The sequence below is a fragment of the Geotalea uraniireducens genome, from assembly GCF_027943965.1.
GTDB classification, from domain to species: Bacteria; Desulfobacterota; Desulfuromonadia; order Geobacterales; family Geobacteraceae; genus Geobacter; species Geobacter uraniireducens.
In genome coordinates this window covers 4,006,123-4,022,802 of record NZ_AP027151.1, presented here as the reverse complement: position 1 = coordinate 4,022,802, position 16,680 = coordinate 4,006,123, and the positions used below count along the sequence as shown (strand labels likewise).

Genomic DNA, 16,680 nt, shown 5'->3' with positions numbered 1-16,680 from the left:
TCGAATGAGGGCCCGGCCCGTCCCTTCCCCAGACACGATCTGCCGGCCGGGTGCGGCGCGATGGAGGATTACCGTCGAAGGGATCGTCCAGGGGGTCGGGTTTCGCCCGTTCGTTTTTCGCCTAGCCACCGACTGGCGGCTGGCCGGTTGGGTGAAAAATACCACTGCCGGCGTGGTGATCGAAGCGGAAGGAGAGCCGGCCGCCCTGGCCGGTTTTGCCGCTGCGCTGGAGACCCAGGCGCCGCCGCTGGCTCGGATCGCGGCAATCGGCCGGCAGGAACTCGTCCCGACGGGCGAACCGGGGTTCGCCATCCACGACAGCGAGGAGAGCTCCGGGGCGGTGCGGGTGGCACCGGATGGCGATGTCTGTCCGGACTGCCTCCGGGAGCTGTTCGACCCGGCCGACCGTCGTTACCGCTACCCGTTCATCAACTGCACCAACTGCGGTCCCCGCTATTCGATCATCACCGGCATTCCGTACGACCGTCCCAAGACCACCATGGCGCCGTTCCCGCTCTGTGACCGCTGCCGGGCCGAGTACGAGAACCCGGCCGACCGGCGCTTTCATGCCCAGCCGGTAGCCTGCCCGGTCTGCGGCCCCCGGTTGCGACTCGTTGACCGGGCTGGCAGCGAGCTGGCCGGCGATCCGGTGGCCGCGGCCGTCGATCTCCTGGCGACGGGGAAGATCGTCGCGGTCAAAGGCCTCGGCGGCTTTCACCTGGCGGTCGATGCCACGAACGGTGAGGCGGTCGCCGAACTGCGGCGGCGCAAGCGGCGCGACGAGAAGCCGTTTGCGGTGATGGCACCGGGGTTGGCCGAAGTGGCCCGGTTTGCCTGGTGCGACGCGCTGGAAAGCCGGCTCTTGACCGGTCCGGAGCATCCGATCGTCCTGCTGCGCAAGCGTGCCGACAATCCGTTGGCGCCGCTCGTGGCGCCAACCAACGGCTATATTGGCACCATGCTCCCCTATACGCCGCTGCACCACCTGCTGCTTCGCGAGCGGTTCACCGCCCTGGTGATGACCAGCGGCAACTTGGCGGACGAGCCGATCGCCTACCGGGACGACGAGGCACGACAGCGGCTGGCCGGGATTGCCGATGCTTTTCTCGTCCATGACCGGGAGATCCATACCCGGACCGACGATTCGGTGATCCGGGTGTTCCGGGGGAATCCACTGTTTTTGCGCCGTTCCCGGGGGTACGTGCCGCGGGAGGTGCGCTTGCCGATCGCGTTGCCGAAAGTGTTGGCGGTTGGCGCCGAGCTCAAGGGGACGATCTGTCTCGCCGCCGGTGAGCGGGCCTACCTGAGCCAGCATATCGGCGATCTGAAGAACGCTGCCACCCTCCGGTCGCTGGCGGAGACGGCCGGCCAGCTGCAGACGCTGCTGGAGATCGTTCCCGAGCTGGTTGCCCATGATCGCCATCCCGATTATCTTTCGACGACCTATGCGGAAGAGATGCCGGGGCTGCCGCGGGTGGCGGTCCAGCATCATCACGCCCATCTGGCGTCTTGCATGGCGGAAAACGGTCTCGATGGCGAAGTGATTGGGGTCATTTTCGACGGCACCGGCCTCGGTGACGATGGTACCGTCTGGGGGGGGGAATTCCTCCTTGGCGGCTACGCCAGCTACCGGCGGGCGGGATATTTCCGGCCCGTGCCGCTCCCCGGCGGCGACGCGGCGGTCCGCGAGATCTTCCGGATGGCGCTTGCCTATCTCTTTGACGCTTTCGGCGAAGAGTGTTTTGCCCAACCGCTCCCTTGGCTGGCGGAGATTGCCGCCGCGGAACGGAAGCTCTACCTGCAGATGCTGGCCCGGCGAATCAATTCGCCGCTCACCTCCAGCTGTGGCCGGCTCTTCGATGCGGTGGCCGCCCTGCTCGGCCTGCGCCGGCAGGTGAGCTACGAGGGACAGGCGGCCATCGAGCTGGAAGCGCTGGCGGAGGAGAGCAGCGCGGAGGGGACGTATCCCTTTTCCCTGACCAGCCGTGACGGTTCCTTTGCCATCGACTTCCGGCTGGCGACCCGGGCCCTGGTCGCCGACTTGGCGTCAGGTGAGCTGCCGGCCGCCCTGGCCCGGGCTTTTCATAACACGGTGGCGGCGGCGGTGGCGGAAGGGTGCGGCCGGATCAGGGAGCGCGACCGGGTCGACCGGGTCGTGCTCTCCGGCGGGGTTTTCCAGAACAAGCTGCTGACCGAGATGGTGCTGCAGCTGCTGGAGAGGGATGGGTTTACCGTGTTCACCCATCGTCTCGTGCCGCCCAATGATGGCGGCCTGGCTCTCGGCCAGGCGATGATAGCCGGATTACGCGTAACGGAGAAGGAGTAGCTATGTGTCTCGGAGTACCGATGCAGGTGGTAAGTATCGCTGACGGTGAGATCGTTGCCGAGATCGACGGCGTGAAGCGGGAAGCGAGCCTGATGCTGCTCGACGAAGCGGTGGCGGTTGGTGATTTCGTCATCGTTCATGCGGGATTTGCCATCTCCAAGCTGGACGAGGAGGATGCCCGGGTGACGCTGCAGATGATGCGCGAGGTCTTCAACCCCGAGGATATGGCATGAATTACCAGGACGAGTTTCGTGACCGGAACGTGGTGCTCGGCTATGCGGCGCGGATCGCCGAGCTGGTGGCCGACCGGCGTGAGCCGCTCTCGTTCATGGAAGTTTGCGGCACCCATACCATGTCTATCTACCAGTATGGTCTGCGTAGCCTCCTCCCCCCCCAGGTGCGGCTCATCTCCGGCCCCGGCTGTCCTGTTTGCGTCACCCCCAACGACTATGTCGACCGGGCCGTCGCCCTCTGCCGGCTCCCCGGAGTGATCGTCGCCACGTTCGGCGACATGGTCCGGGTTCCCGGTTCGTCTTCGTCGCTGCTTGAAGAACGGGCCAAGGGGGCCGATGTGCGGATCGTCTACTCTCCGCTCGACGCGGTGGCGCTTGCCGCCCGGACGCCGGAGAAAAAGGTCGTTTTCCTCGGCGTCGGCTTCGAAACCACCGCTCCCGCCGTCGGCGGCAGCATCATCGCCGCCCGCCGCCAGGGGCTGACCAACTATTTCGTGCTCGCCTCGCACAAGACCATCCCGATCCCGATGGCCCTCCTCTCGGCCGATCCGGAGCTGCAGATCGACGGCTATCTCTGCCCGGCCCACGTCAGTGCGGTGATCGGCGCGGAAGCGTACCGGTTCCTCGCCGAAGAGCGCGGCGTCCCCTGCGTGGTGACCGGCTTCGAGCCGGTGGACGTCATGCAGGGGGTGGAGATGCTGGTGCGGCAAGTGGTCGAGGGGGCACCGCGGGTGGAGATCCAGTACAGCCGAGTGGTGAAATGGGAAGGGAACCGCAAGGCCCAGGAAGTGCTCAAGGAAGTCTTTACCCCCTGTGATGCGCCGTGGCGCGGCATCGGCGTCATCCCCGACAGCGGGCTGCGGGTTGCCGAACCGTACGCGGCGTTCGACGCCGAGCGGATGATCCCGGTGGCGGTGGAGGAGACGAAAGAGCATCAGGGGTGTCTCTGCGGGGAGATTCTCAAAGGGAAGGTGTCACCCTTCGATTGCCCGCTCTTCGCCACCGCCTGCACCCCCGAGGCGCCGGTCGGCGCCTGCATGGTCTCCTCCGAGGGGACCTGCGCCGCCGCCTACAAGTACGGCCAATAGCCGGTTTCCCGCCGGCGAGCGACCATTTTCCCCAGGAGCGCAACAGTGAACAAAGATCTGATCCTTCTCGGTCACGGCAGCGGCGGCAAGTTGTCCCACCAGCTTCTCGACGACCTGATCATCCCGACGCTTTCCAGTATCCCCCAGGCGGGACAGAATGATGCCGCCGTCCTGGACCATGGCGGGGTGCGGCTTGCCTTTACCACGGACTCCTACGTGGTCGAGCCGATCTTTTTCCCGGGTGGGAACATCGGCAGCCTGGCGGTCAACGGTACGGTCAACGATCTGGCAATGATGGGGGCGCGGCCGCTGTTTCTCAGTGCCGGTCTGATCATCGAGGAAGGCTTCAGCCGGATCGAGCTGGGGAAGATCCTTGCCACCATGCGGCAGGCGGCCGACAGTGCCGGGGTCCGGATCGTTACCGGCGACACCAAGGTGGTCCCGCGGGGGAAGGCGGATCGGATATTCATCAACACCTCGGGGGTCGGGGCGATCGAGCACGGTCTGACCATCACCGGCGCCGGGGCCAAAGTCGGCGATAAGGTGATCGTCAACGGCACGATCGGCGACCATGGCATTGCGGTCCTGGCCAAGCGGGAGGGGCTGGAGTTGGAGACGGACATCCAGAGCGACTGTGCGGCCCTGAACGGCCTGGTGGCGGAAATCCTCGCCGAAGGGGAGGCGATCCACGTTCTTCGCGATCCCACCCGGGGCGGCGTCGCCACGACGTTGAAGGAGATTGCTCTCCAGTCGGCCGTGACCATTACCCTCACCGAGACTGCCCTGCCGCTGCAGGGTGCCGTCAAGGGGGTATGCGCCATTCTCGGCCTCGATCCGCTCTATGTCGCCAACGAGGGGAAACTGCTGGCATTCGTTGCCCCGGAGGCGGCCGAACGGACGCTGCAGCGGATGCGTCGGCATCCGCTCGGCAAAGAGGCCGCCATTATCGGCGAGGTTACCGCCGCCGGTGCCGGCCGGTTGCAGCTGGAAACCGCCGTTGGCGGGGTACGAGCCGTGGAGATGCTGGCGGGAGAGCAGCTGCCGCGCATCTGTTGAGTTCGGCGTCGAACTTCATCTTGTCGGAATATCTGGAGATTTATGGAAGAACAAGCCTCAGCGCAGCCTGCCGCCGGAATCGAGCCGATCACCTTGCTGCTGGTCGGGGGCGGGATTCGTTTCCCGGCCTTCATCGGCGCCCTGCAAGCGGTGGAACAGATGGGGGTGCCGATCCGGCGGATTATCGGCGCCTCCACCGGCGCGATCGTGGCGGCCCTCTATGCGGCGGGCTTTTCCCCCGACGATATCCAGCGGCTGTTGCTGGAAACCGATACCGGCCGGTTCCGCGACTTCAAGCCCCGCGGCCTGCTGAGGGGGATGGGGTTCTGTGCCGGAGACGTGCTGGAGCAGTGGCTCGACGAGCGGCTCGGCGGGCGGACCCTCGGTGAAGCGGGGCGGGTGCCGCTCGGGCTCGTTGCTACCGACATTCTCAATCACTCTCCCCATCTCTTGACCGCTGACAGTTGCCCCGGATTGAAAATCTCGACCGCCGTGCGTTTCTCGGCGGGGATTCCCCTGGTGTTCACCTGGAAAAAATTCGTCAACCGGGGGCGCGAGCATATCTTCATCGACGGCTCGCTGATGGCGAACGTCGTGGAAACCCAGTGCGCCGAAACCGGCCGGACCCTGGTAATCAAGACCTTCTCCCGGCGCAGCATGGGGTCGTCCGGCTCCTCAACCCTGACCTTCCGCCGTTACGGCGCCGATCTGCTGACCATCTTTTCCCATGCCATGGATCGCGAATTCCTCAAGGGGGGACGGTGGCGGGATACGATTACCATCCACTGCGGCTCGGTTGCGCCGATCTCCTTTTCCCTCTCCGACGAGGAGAAGGCATTCCTGTTCGAACAGGGGTATCAGCAGACCGTCAAGTACCTCCGTTACAAATGGGGGCTGTAGCCTTTTCCCGCCGGACTTCCCCTCTTTCAGCTGTTTTCTTTGGCCGTTTTTTGTTAGGATGCGGCGCCATAGACGATGTTTTTTTCGGTGAAACGATTGAAAAATCTTAAAGGTCGATCGCTGGCGGCCGATATGGTTACTGTATGTAACAGCGGGTAACGGAGGGTGTGGGGTGGAAAAAAGAAAGTTTGAACGGGTCGATTTCAAGACCGAAGCGGTCATCCGCCATCGCGGGGTAGCGTTCAAGGGGGAGGTCGAGAACCTCAGCCTGAAAGGGCTCTTCATCCGGACCGATCACCAGATTCCCCTCGACGAGCAGGTTGACGTGACGATGTTTTTCTACGGTTCGTCGTCGGAACTTTCCTTCAGCCTGGAAGCCAATGTCGTCCGGATCACCAATGACGGCCTCGGGCTTAATTTCCGGCGGCTCGATGTCGATTCACTGGTTCGCTCCGAGCAACTCGTGACGACCAGCGACGGTGATCGCCAGCAGGTAATCGAAGAATTCTACGGCTTTGTCGAGGATAACGAGGAGGGTGGGGACGAGCAGCCTGTCCCCACTCCTGCCTGATCGGGGTTAATCGACGTAATTCCCCTTGGTCAGGACATCGACAATTGAAATGAGCGAATCGGGGGTGAAGGGACAGACGCGGTCGACAGTTGTCCCGTCATCCCTTTTTTGTTGCCAGGCAATGCTTTGCTGACCATCGGTGGTCTGGCGCGACAACCGGTCGGGATCGAGTGACCTGGCGATTTCCCACAGTTGTTCCATGGACAGCAGTTCGTACCCGGTGAACTCCTCGTCGGTCCGGGCGTTCTTGATGAAGGTGTCGATGAGCTCGAAATCGATAAAATCATTCTCCTTCCGCCACCATTTGATGAAATACTGTTCCCCCTTCCGTGTCTCCAGAATTTGTTTCGCGATTTCCCGGCCAGTCATACTCGCCCCTCCTTTCTCGACCGGAGCCGTGGTGGCTCTGGCGATCGGCCCGGCTTCCGGGGGAGCGGCTCTGGCTGCTGGTGGTTGCCGCACGCTGGTGTCGCCCCTTCGTCTGGGCCGGCGGTGCCTACCGAACAAGTATAGCACGACCGGTCGAAACAAAAAGCTGGCTGGGGAGACGGTTTTTGGGCCGTAATTTGCAGCCCGAGAAGGCGGATAGGGGGGGTGCACGACGATGAGCGATGAACGGCAACACTGGTATCGCTTGCTGAATCTCGAGCCCGGCGCCTCTCCCGAGGAGGTCAAACGGGCCTTCCGGGAACAGGTCGGCGTCTGGCATCCCGATCGGTTTGCCGGTGATCCCATTGCCCAGCGTCGCGCTGCCGACCGGCTGCGGCAGATTATCGAAGCCTACCATGGGCTGCTGGCGGAGCCGGCTGCTGATGTGCGGGCGCCCCGCGGTGCCGGAAGCCGGCGTTCGCCCGGCTGGCCGGGCGATGCCGCGTCGCGAACGATCCGCCGCCCTACGGGGGTGGGGAATTTATCCGGGCTGCTCCCCAACCGGTTGTTCCTGGCGCTGCTCTTCTCCGCCGGGTTGCTGGCGACGGTACGTTTCGGCTGGTCCGGGCAGGGCGCGGCCTACCTGGCGGAGCTTGTTCTTGTCCCGGCCCTTTTCTCCCTGGCGTACAATTTCCTTGTCGTTGAAGGTCTCCTGGTCAGGAACCTGTATGTCGGGTTTACGGCAGCGGCCTTGGTGCTGGTTGTAGCGACGGCCGTCGCCGTCGGCCGGGAACCGGGGGAACCCGGCCTTTCCGCCGCCCCGGCAGACGGCCCGGCTTTCAGTGCCGGTGGCGGGGAAGCATCCCCGGCCAGGAGCTTCTCCGGCGGAGTTCTCGAAGAGAGCCGCATGGGAAGGGGGCACCCGGGGCTGTCCGGCGCTCGTCCACCGGTTGCGCCGACCGTGCCAGCGGCGCCGGTCGCACCGGCGGCCCCGCTGGCGCCTCTCGTGCCGCCAGCGCACTGAGCCGGAGCCGGATGTTTCTCCCGGCGGCCCCGGACACCGCCTGCCACGGAGTGCATGATTTGCGGCCCCGAGATGGTATACTGAGTCAATTCGAGTCCCGGCAGCAGGCTTGCCGGGTAGATCCAGCGGCAATGGAGAGCGCGGATGGAGATCAAGCTCGGGGAAATGTTACGACGGGCAGGGATTATCACAACGGCGGAACTTGATGAAGCGCTGAAGAGCCAGATCATCTTCGGTGGCCGACTCGGAACCAACCTGGTCGAAATGGGATGCATCGAGGAAGAGCACCTGGCGCGAGTGCTCAGTGAGAAGCTGCACGTGCCGTTTGCCGAGCCCGGGGCGTTGCTGGCCATTCCGGCGGCGGTTATTGCCCTGATTCCCCACGAGGTGGCGAAGACGCACCAGGTGGTGCCGCTGCGGGTCGACGGCCATCGCCTGACGTTGGCAATGGCCGATCCTTCCGATCTGTCGCTGATCGACGAGCTTGCCTTCCTCACCGGGCTGGTCATCAGTCCGATGGTCGCCCCGGAGGTCTGGCTGTACCGGGCGCTCGAAAAATACTACGGTATCCGGCGCGATGCCCGGGCACTGCCCGTAGCCAAGGAACTGGGCGGTCGCCGGGTTCGCTTTCAGCACCCGGGATTTGCCAACGTGCCGGGACCGCGGAAAGATGTGGTGGACTTTTCCGCTATTCCGGGCGACGGCGATTTCCCACTGCTGGGGGCGCAGCCGGCGGGATCCCGCGACGAAGCGGTTGCCAGTTACACCGTCGATTCGCTCTCCCGGCAGTTGGCTGGGGCGGAGGATCGAAATGTCATTGCCGTTGCGCTGGTCGATTATGCCGCGCAGCAGTTCGGCCGGGCCGCCCTATTGCTGGTGCTGCGCGACGTGTTGGCTGGCTGGGAGGCGGTAAACGGCCAGACTCGGGTAGCCGCGTTTCACGAACTGCGGATTGCCCTTGACGAGCCGTCGGTCTTTAACCGGGGGGTAACGGGGCGAACCCCCTATCTGGGCGAAATCCCCGAAACGCCGGCTAATCGCCGGTTTGCGGCGGCACTTGGCGGGAACTCGCTGCGAACCGTTCTCATCCTCCCACTGGTCATCAACCGGCGGGCCGTGGCAATTCTCTGTGTCGAGGGCGAATCCGCGGCGCTCGGTTCCGGGGTCGGCCAGCTGCAGAACATCGTGCGCAAAGCGGTGATGGCCTTCGAAGTCCTGATCCTGCGAAACAAGATACTGATGACCTAGGTATGGGGGGCGGTCGCCGGCTGTGCGGCACCGCTGCCGTGGGGGAGACTGTTTTCATGAAAAGGGTTGTAGATTTGCCGGGAACTCTGTAGTCTGATGCGAAACGGCGTAGTCGGCGCATTCCCGGCTGATGAAACCGAAGTCCCTTTAAGCAAGGAGTACAACGTATGAAAATGGCATTACGATTGGCAGCCCTCGCCGGAGTTCTATCCTTCACCCTGCAGGCGCACGCTTTCAGCCATTCGCAACCGATGGGCGGTGACACGACGATGGGGGGGGTGACGACGGTGCCGCTTTCCGGCAAAGTTGTCGAGACGTTCAATAGCGGCGGCTATACGTATGTCTCGCTGGAGAAAGATGGGAAGAAGACTTGGGTCGCCATCCCGGAAACGGCCGTTGAAGTCGGCCGCGAACTGTCGTTGAAACCCGGTGTCGAGATGACGAATTTCCAGAGCAAAGGGCTGAAAAGGACGTTTGCCACGATTTATTTTTCCGAAGGGCTGGCTTCGAGCGTGGAAAGCACCAAGGGCAAGGGTTCGAAGGGGAGCAGCGGCGGGGTGACGGTGCCGGCGGAAAAGATCACGGTGAAAAAGGCCACCGGTCCCGATGCCTATACCATTGCCGAGGTGTACAAAGAGAAGGCCAAGCTCGATGGCAAGAAGGTCACGGTCCGGGGCAAGGTCACCAAGGTGTCGGCAGGGATCATGGGCCGGAACTGGGTGCATATCCAGGATGGTACCGGCAATGCCGAGGCCGGCTCCCACGATCTTACCGTAACATCCCAGGATCTGCCGGCCGTCGGTGAGGTGGTGACGGTCAACGGCACCTTGCACAGCAATAGGGATTTCGGCGGCGGCTACAAGTATCAGGCGATCGTCGAAGACGGCACCATCAAGCAATAATTCATTGCGGCCTGTTGAGGGGGGGCGCAAGCCCCCCTGTTGTATTGGCGCGGCGGATCGGGTATGCTGACGCCATGACCGCTGCCATCATTATCTGTTACCTGCTGACCAGCGCCGCAGCCTACGCGTTGCGGCTGCTCAATCTCCAGTTCCTGAAACGCCACGGCACCACCGTTCCCGCTGCGCTGGCCGGGGCAATTTCGCCGGAGACGCTCGACCGGACCGTCGCCTATACCGTCGACAGCAGCCGCTTCGGCCTCATCGAGTCCCTGTTCGACGATATCCTGCTGCTCCTTTTCCTCTTCGGCGGCATCCTCCCCGTTTTCGATCACTGGGTCCTCACCAATGCCGGCGGTTCGTTCGTTGTCGCCGGGCTTGCCTTCTTTCTTCCCCTGACGTTGGTTCAGGCCGTCCTGTCGATTCCGTTCGACCTTTACGAGACCTTTCGCCTGGAAAGCCGATACGGCTTCAATACTACCACCATGCGGCTGTGGTTTGCCGATCTGCTCAAGTCCACCGGACTGTCACTCGTCATTTCGGCGCTGCTTCTTTCCGGGGCCTTTGCCCTGGTCAAGGCAAGCCCGCAACGGTGGTGGCTCTGGGTTTGGCTCTTTTTTGCCCTGGTTACCGTCGTCATGATGTATCTCGCGCCTTATGTCATCGAACCGTTGTTTAACAAGTTTGAACCGGTCAGTGAGGAAGGGCTCGAAGAAGAGATCAAAAGCCTGGCCGAGCGGGCCGGCCTGCGGGTGAGCAGGGTGATGCAGGTCGATGCATCCCGGCGCAGCCGCCATTCCAACGCATACTTCACCGGCATCGGCCGGGTAAAGCGGATCGTTCTCTACGATACCCTGCTCCAGCAGATGACCCATCGCGAGATTCTGGCGGTGCTCGCCCATGAGATCGGCCACTGGAAAAAAGGGCATATCCGGAACCGGCTGCTCCTGACGGAAGTGGGGGCGCTGGCGGTCTCCTACCTGGTTTGGCGGCTGATCGACTGGGGAGGGCTTCCGGGGCTCATCGGCCTGCCGGGCGGCTCGTTCGCCGCCCAACTGGTCATCCTCGGCTTTCTCGGGGCCATTGTCTCCTTCCCCATTACGCCGCTCTCAAGCTGGTTATCCCGCCGCCACGAATGGCAGGCGGACCGCTTTGCCACCGAACTGTCCGGTGACCCTGAAGCTCTTGCCTCGGCGCTGGTCAAGCTGTCGAAGGAGAATCTCGCCAATCTGCATCCCCATCCCCTCTACGCCGCATTTTACTACTCCCATCCGCCGGTCGTCGAGCGGATCACGGCCCTGCGCCTGGCGGCTGCCCGGCGCAACCCGCCCGTACCGCAGCGATAGACGTCGGCCGGCTCTGGCGGCGGTGCTGAGCTGGTCGAGCCGCCCCACGTCGTGCCAGTCGTGTTCGTGCGCGGTTACAGAAGAAGGGGTTTGCCCAAGGTACCGCGCACCGGTATCCGGTAGTCGCCGGGAGTAACCAGGTACTTGGCCATCAGGAGGAAGATCAGCTTCTGGCGATCAAGGAAGGCCGGTTGGGGCATCAATTCCAGTGAAAGGTTGAGCGGCGAATTGCCGGGGGGAGATGCCAGCATTACTTCTCCCTTGAGGCGGAGGTAAACGTCCGCTCCCTGCAGGGTAAAGCTGTCAATGGTGGCCCGGCCGCTACCGAAGCGAATCATCCCGCGCACCGTGTCATAGGAGGCATCAGGCAAGGGCATGCCGCTGATCTTTACGCCGCGGATCTCCGCGCCGCGCACTTCGAGCCGCAGCCGGCCGGTGGCGCGCGGCCCCAGGCCCTTTAGTTCGGCATCGGCCCGCAGCTCCCCTTTGAGGTCCGCATCGGCCACTGTCTTGAAAAAAGGGACGTCGGCAAGTGGGATACCGGTCAAGGTGAGGCTGGCCGCGCCGTTTCCCCGGGGCGAAAGTTCGCCGTCGATCCGGCCCGCACCGATGTTGCCGTCAAAGACGATCTTTACCTTGCCGGCCAGAAGCGGGAGAAGCGCCAGCCTTGCCGCGGCCCGATCAAGATGGACCACCGGTCCTTGCTCCGTGCCGATGGTAACACCGCGAGCGGCAATTCCGAGCGGCAGAGTCTTGCCGAAGCGGGTAGCGCTGAAGGTGTAGCCGTTGCGTTGGCATAGCTGCGCCACGATCCCTTCGATCTGCCGGGCCGGGATCAGGAAGACGGTAAAAATGACGGTCAGGAAGAGTGCCGCGACAACGGCGCCCCCCCTGACGAGAAACTGACGTCCGGTCATCGTCCCCCCGGTGCGGCGACCCGCAGCAAGGCAACGTTAAGGACCAGGTCGAGCCGGGATGGGTCGTCGAAGCGGGTCCTGAGGAGCGCTTTCTTGATGATCAGTGGCTTGGCGCCTTTTTCGAGACGGTAGATGAGGTTGATCGCCTCATTGGCGGTGAGGCCATCGACCTTCACTTCGGCCGCTTCCTCAATGAATCCGGCCCGCTCTTCGCCCTTCATCGGGGCGATCTGGATTGATTTTCCCTTGATGCCGGTATCTTCGATGATCTTGGCGGGGGAATCTTCGCCGCGGGCCGCGGCCAGCCGGTTGGAAAAACGCTGGGAAAGCGCCCGCACTTCGAGGAATTTCCCCTTGAGCTGCAGCATTTCCACTAGGTCGGCCTCGCGTCCCTCGCGCTGCCGTTCCAGCCTGGCGATCCGGTCGGAAAGCGTGGAAAAGGCGATCGCCAGCACCAGCAGGGCGATCAGGACATAGCCGAGGCGCAGCCGGTTCCGACTGTCGAGGGCGTTATAGGCGTCGCGGAGACGGTCCAGGATGGTGGTCATTGTCCTGCCTCCTTGATACTGCCGCGGATGCTGAAGGTGACGCTTCCGTCAGGCTTGGAGGTAATCGGCCCCAGCTCGGTTCCCGAAACGAAGCCGGCGAGGCGGTTCTTGAAGTCGGAGACTGCTTGGGCCGAGCGGGCATCTCCTTTTACACGCAGTTGCGAGCCGTCGATTTCAACCTCATAGAGACCACTGATATCGTTGCCCTTGGCTTCGGCAAGTTTCTTCATGGTGTCAAGGACGGCACTCCGGGCACTGGCGGCACCGAGCTTGCGAATCTCCGCCCGCAGTTCCGCCACTTCGTCGACGCTCTTCTTGCGGGTGGGGAACAGCTCGTGGTAGATGGCGCCGATGGAGGCGTTGAGCGAGGCCAGGTCTCGCTTTACCAGCGTGTAACGGAGACCGCTGTCGGCAGCCAGCAGCACCAGCAACAGCAGGGCGAGGATCGCGGGAAGACGGAGCTGGCGTTTGAGTCGCTCCCGGCCTTTGGTGTAGGCGAGGTCGCCGGATCTGAAAGAGATGATGGTGTCGGCGTGCAGCGCCTCAGCAAGAGCCCAGGCGCCGGCCCGCCGGCGGGCGGTGGCTTCGTCATCGCCGAAGGCCGCTGCCAGGGCGCCGGTCAGCGGTAGCGGGGCGATCGGGGTTGTCCCGGCTGCCGGCATATCGGAGGGGGCAAGCGCTCCATGCAGGTAGAGCCGGTCGATGGTGATCCCTTTGCCGATCTCCAGCGATGCCAGGGTGCGGTCAATCTCGTCAACCCCGCCGGGGAGCGGCCGGAAGAACAGCGGTTCGCCGTCCCGGTAGACAGCCAGGGCAGTACCATCGCAGAGAGCGACGGTGCCGGTCCGGTCGGCGTCAGGCAGCAACAGCTGCCAATGGAGTGGCGATGCGGTTACTGCTTCCGGTTCGGCGCCGGCTTCCGTGCCGATTCGGATTGCCGTCGCTAGGTCATGTTTTCGGCCCCACAGCGCCAGCACTGCGTCGCTGGCGAGCGGCAGCCCGTCGAAGACCAACTCGTCGCTTTCCAGCGCGGTCTCCCCTCGCAGCTCGATGGGGAGGATCTCCCGCAACTTGCGGCGGTCCCGCAATTCCATGTCGAGCTCTCTGCTAAACAGCTGGCTGAAAGGGAGCGCCCAGATAACCCGGGCGTCGGCTGCGGCTGGCGGGACCAGTTCGCCGAGGAGGTCGGGAAGCTCGCTGTCCGTCGCCACTTCCCGGTTTTCCTCACCCTGAAAAACGAGCTCGCCCCTTTGGCGCAGGAAACGGCTGACGGCGATGGCGGTCGCGGTCCGTTCGATTATCAGGTACGTCATCAGTACTCTCTCCAGTATAGATAGTTGCCGTCAGTGGTCACGACTGCTTCGGCGATCCGCTTTACCTCTCCGACCGATGCTTCCGCCACCAGGCGGTAGACTGTGCCGCTGACCCGGATGATGCCGCTGATCCGGGGGAAAATACGGTCCATGCCGGCGAGGTTGCTCAGTTCTCCCGTCGAGGTGAACGGCTTGGTGTTGCGGCGGTCGATGATTTCTTTGACCAGGGTGTCGTTCATGTCGCCGTCAAGCGCCAGCAGGACCTTGGCCGGTGCCGTGTTGATGTTGATCGGATAATCGGGTCCGTAAACGGTGCAGTAACCGCGCAGACCATTCAGGATCGGTGGGGTGATCCCCTTGACCAGCCCCAGCTCGCCGAAGGTGTCGAACGGTCCGTTCTTGGCGCTGTATGGCGTCGGCAGCGAGCGGTAGTAATTCGTTTCGGCCCCATCGGGGAGCGGCGCATCGTTCAAATCCACCCAGTCGGCGAGCGTGTCGTGCAGCTCCGCCGGCAGGCCGAGTAACACCAGCAGTCGCTGTTCGACAGCGTCATAGGCGGAGTTGGGATCACCGTTGGGCAAAGTAACGGCATTGAGATTCAGTTTGCCGCCTTCATCCTCGATGGTGACCGAAACTGTTCCCCGCTCGTCGTCAAGTTGCTGCGGCTGTCCCACGAGGGCGAGAAACTGCGGGTCGGCCGTGTTGTTGCCGAACTGGCGGATCAGGGTCATTCCCCCCTTGATCCCCCCCTCGGCCAGCAGACTCGCCTGCTGCTGATTGATGTAGTTCCGGCTGAACGACATCTCCACATAGGCTTCACGGATGAATTCGGTTGCCACGGCGATCAGCAGGGCTGTCACCACCAGAGTGAGGACAAGGGCGAAGCCCCGTTCGTTGCGCACGCTCATCGGATCCTCGGCCGGGCAAGAGCGACGAAGTTGGCGGTCTTGTCGCCATCCTTTACCGTCAGAGTGATTCTGACCTGTTCCGGCAGCCGCGGATTCAGGTCGGTGTTCCAACTGCGTACCCACTTGCCGCCGTCGTAGCATTCGACCAGGAAACCCTCCAGTTCCTCAATCTGCGGGTAGGGAACCGGTTTGATCCCGAGATAGAGGTCGCTGGCTGCCCGCGTCAGCTGCAGGGCGGCATCTTTTTCCACTATCTCGTAACGAACCGTGAGCAGGTCCGAGCCGGGCTGTTCGCCGATTCGCGGCGGGGCGATGACCGTCATGTCGAGGTTCGAGGCCGGTTTGCCGAAGACGTCACGATCCTCCACCACGAAATGGAGCCGCTTGTCCCGGGATTTGAACAGGACGCCGGCAATTTCGCGGCGCAACAGATCAAGGGTTCCCTCGAATTCCCGGCGCGCTTCGCTGTTGGCCAGCGCCCGATCACGGGCGCGGACCACCGTGAAGTAGCTCGTATAGAGAGCAGTGGCGACGATGGTCAGCAGGAGCAGTGCCACCAAAACCTCAAGCAAGGTGAATCCCCGGCATCCGCGCTGGTCGGCCGACGAGCTATTTCCCAAGGAAGCGCACAAGCGCGAGACTCCTCTTTTTCCCATCCCAGAAGACGGTCAGCGCTGCCCGGCGGAAGCCCGGGATCTCGGTCGGGGTGACCCGGAGCTCCCATGTGTAATCCGGCTGGTCGGGAGCGAAGGTGCCGTCTTCCTTGTCCGGGTAATCCAGCTTGTCATCGAGGCCATCCAATTGCTGCCGTGCCAGCAGGACCGCCAGTGTCTCGCTCCGGTCGTCGGCCATGATGTCGAGGTGGTGGTTGATCGTCGCGATGACGGTGAAGACGACGGCGGCGATAATGGCCAGGGCGATCATCACTTCCAGAAGCGTAAAGCCGGCTGTGGCAGACGGTCTTCTGCTCACTGCGGCGCCTCCTGGTACCCCTTGGTTACGGTAACCTTGCCGGAAGAGGGGTAGATCATGATGGTATAGAACTCCTCGGCACTGTCTTTCAGATGTATTGCCGTGAAATCCTGGATCCCGCCGGGGCCGAAGTCGATCATTGCCTCGCCGTCAGCGAGCTTGCCGGCCCGTTGGCTGAAGACGTCGGCAACGGACATCCCGTCGGTCAACAGGGGCTGGCTGAGGATCGGTTCGCCCGGAGTTCCTTCCGAGCCGTCGGCGAGCACCGTCCGGACGGTGATGGTGCTGCCGCCGGTTTCAAGATGCAGCCGATAGGCGCTCTTGGTGGTAATGGCCTGGTCTTGCAGGTAGCGGATGGTCGCTGCCAGTTCCCGGGCGGCCCGGGCAAGCTCGGCGGCCTTGCTAACGGAAAGTCGCGGCACCACCATGATCGTTACCAGCGACAGCAGGGCGATGACCACCACCAGTTCCATCAGGGTGAAGCCTGCCCTCCACCGGGGAACCGTCTTACTGGAGGTTCCAGCTTTCGATGTCCGCATTCTTTCCTTCGCCGCCTTTTACCCCGTCTGCTCCGAGGGAGTAGAGGTCGTAATCGCCGTGCTCGCCAGGGGAGAGATACCCGAAGTCATTGCTCCAGGCATCCTGGGGGACTTTCTTGCTCTCCAGGTATCCCCCGTCCCGGTAGTTCTTTGGAATGATGCCGACGGTCGGTTTGGTGACCAGCGCCTGAAGTCCCTGCTCTGTGGAAGGGTAGTTGCCGTTATCCAGTTTGTAAAGTTTGAGTGCCGTTTCGATGTTCTTGATCTGGACCTTGGTATCGGCAATCTTGGCGTCGTCGGAGCGGCCGATGATCTTCGGGGCGACCAGGGCTGCCAGCAAAGCCAGGATGGCGATAACCACCATAATCTCGATCAGGGTGAAGCCGCGCTTGTCACGTAACGGGGTGTACATCGTCAATAACC

General features: G+C 63.2%; 19 protein-coding genes. 10 read left to right on the top strand and 9 right to left on the bottom strand.

The genetic code is table 11. The features are described from left to right. The first annotated feature begins 4 nt into the window (after positions 1–4). From hypF to QMN23_RS18825, 6 genes are all read left to right on the top strand, one after another. Positions 5–2,326 (top strand): carbamoyltransferase HypF, encoded by a 2,322-nt coding sequence (gene hypF / locus QMN23_RS18850; protein WP_282000877.1) that lies wholly within the window; start codon positions 5–7, stop codon positions 2,324–2,326. A 2-nt stretch (positions 2,327–2,328) separates the two neighbouring features. Next, positions 2,329–2,559, top strand: coding sequence for a HypC/HybG/HupF family hydrogenase formation chaperone (locus QMN23_RS18845; protein WP_282000876.1), 231 nt, complete (start codon positions 2,329–2,331; stop codon positions 2,557–2,559). Next, positions 2,556–3,647: a hydrogenase formation protein HypD gene (gene hypD, locus QMN23_RS18840; RefSeq protein ID WP_282000875.1), complete on the top strand. Its 1,092-nt coding sequence runs from the start codon at positions 2,556–2,558 to the stop codon at positions 3,645–3,647. Before QMN23_RS18845 ends, hypD begins: the two co-directional genes overlap by 4 nt. Before the next feature lie 45 nt (positions 3,648–3,692). Continuing rightward, complete coding sequence (hypE, locus tag QMN23_RS18835; RefSeq protein ID WP_282000874.1) at positions 3,693–4,703, top strand: hydrogenase expression/formation protein HypE; 1,011 nt, start codon at positions 3,693–3,695, stop codon at positions 4,701–4,703. A 42-nt stretch (positions 4,704–4,745) separates the two neighbouring features. Continuing rightward, entirely contained in the window at positions 4,746–5,603 is an 858-nt protein-coding gene (locus QMN23_RS18830; RefSeq protein ID WP_282000873.1) for a patatin-like phospholipase family protein, read from the top strand. A 172-nt stretch (positions 5,604–5,775) separates the two neighbouring features. Beyond that, positions 5,776–6,174, top strand: a complete 399-nt coding sequence (locus QMN23_RS18825) for a PilZ domain-containing protein (protein WP_282000872.1) — start codon at positions 5,776–5,778, stop codon at positions 6,172–6,174. A gap of 6 nt (positions 6,175–6,180) precedes the next feature. Here QMN23_RS18825 and QMN23_RS18820 read toward each other — a convergent pair whose 3' ends face one another. Further along, positions 6,181–6,543 (bottom strand): hypothetical protein, encoded by a 363-nt coding sequence (locus QMN23_RS18820; RefSeq protein WP_282000871.1) that lies wholly within the window; start codon positions 6,541–6,543, stop codon positions 6,181–6,183. Between the two features lie 235 nt (positions 6,544–6,778). On the opposite strand from QMN23_RS18820, the gene QMN23_RS18815 reads away from it, so the two are divergent. The 4 genes from QMN23_RS18815 (at position 6,779) to QMN23_RS18800 (ending at position 11,060) form a co-directional block, all read left to right on the top strand. Beyond that, the gene (locus QMN23_RS18815) at positions 6,779–7,567 is read left to right on the top strand and encodes a J domain-containing protein (protein WP_282000870.1); all 789 of its coding nucleotides are present in this window, start codon (positions 6,779–6,781) and stop codon (positions 7,565–7,567) included. Between the two features lie 144 nt (positions 7,568–7,711). Beyond that, positions 7,712–8,815 (top strand): general secretion pathway protein GspE, encoded by a 1,104-nt coding sequence (locus tag QMN23_RS18810; RefSeq protein ID WP_282000869.1) that lies wholly within the window; start codon positions 7,712–7,714, stop codon positions 8,813–8,815. Positions 8,816–8,982: 167 nt separating this feature from the next. Continuing rightward, a complete protein-coding gene (locus QMN23_RS18805; protein WP_282000868.1) occupies positions 8,983–9,717 on the top strand; it encodes a DNA-binding protein in 735 nt (244 codons plus the stop codon). Between the two features lie 74 nt (positions 9,718–9,791). Further along, positions 9,792–11,060, top strand: a complete 1,269-nt coding sequence (locus QMN23_RS18800; RefSeq protein ID WP_282000867.1) for a M48 family metallopeptidase — start codon at positions 9,792–9,794, stop codon at positions 11,058–11,060. Positions 11,061–11,134: 74 nt separating this feature from the next. Here QMN23_RS18800 and gspN read toward each other — a convergent pair whose 3' ends face one another. From gspN to gspG, 8 genes are read right to left on the bottom strand one after another with little or no spacing between them, the layout of a single operon-like run. Next, the gene (gene gspN / locus QMN23_RS18795; protein ID WP_282000866.1) at positions 11,135–11,977 is read right to left on the bottom strand and encodes a type II secretion system protein GspN; all 843 of its coding nucleotides are present in this window, start codon (positions 11,975–11,977) and stop codon (positions 11,135–11,137) included. Next, entirely contained in the window at positions 11,974–12,525 is a 552-nt protein-coding gene (locus QMN23_RS18790) for a general secretion pathway protein GspM (RefSeq protein ID WP_282000865.1), read from the bottom strand. The genes gspN and QMN23_RS18790 overlap by 4 nt, the downstream gene beginning before the upstream one ends. Then, positions 12,522–13,838, bottom strand: coding sequence for a type II secretion system protein GspL (gene gspL, locus QMN23_RS18785; RefSeq protein WP_282000864.1), 1,317 nt, complete (start codon positions 13,836–13,838; stop codon positions 12,522–12,524). The genes QMN23_RS18790 and gspL overlap by 4 nt, the downstream gene beginning before the upstream one ends. Continuing rightward, a complete protein-coding gene (gene gspK, locus QMN23_RS18780) occupies positions 13,838–14,746 on the bottom strand; it encodes a type II secretion system minor pseudopilin GspK (RefSeq protein WP_282000863.1) in 909 nt (302 codons plus the stop codon). Before gspK ends, gspL begins: the two co-directional genes overlap by 1 nt. Further along, positions 14,743–15,402, bottom strand: coding sequence for a type II secretion system protein GspJ (locus QMN23_RS18775; protein ID WP_282000862.1), 660 nt, complete (start codon positions 15,400–15,402; stop codon positions 14,743–14,745). Before QMN23_RS18775 ends, gspK begins: the two co-directional genes overlap by 4 nt. Continuing rightward, positions 15,356–15,718, bottom strand: a complete 363-nt coding sequence (locus tag QMN23_RS18770; RefSeq protein WP_282000861.1) for a prepilin-type N-terminal cleavage/methylation domain-containing protein — start codon at positions 15,716–15,718, stop codon at positions 15,356–15,358. The genes QMN23_RS18775 and QMN23_RS18770 overlap by 47 nt, the downstream gene beginning before the upstream one ends. Then, entirely contained in the window at positions 15,715–16,257 is a 543-nt protein-coding gene (locus QMN23_RS18765; RefSeq protein WP_282000860.1) for a pilus assembly FimT family protein, read from the bottom strand. The genes QMN23_RS18770 and QMN23_RS18765 overlap by 4 nt, the downstream gene beginning before the upstream one ends. Beyond that, entirely contained in the window at positions 16,226–16,669 is a 444-nt protein-coding gene (gene gspG, locus QMN23_RS18760; protein ID WP_282000859.1) for a type II secretion system major pseudopilin GspG, read from the bottom strand. The genes QMN23_RS18765 and gspG overlap by 32 nt, the downstream gene beginning before the upstream one ends. Positions 16,670–16,680: the final 11 nt, after the last annotated feature.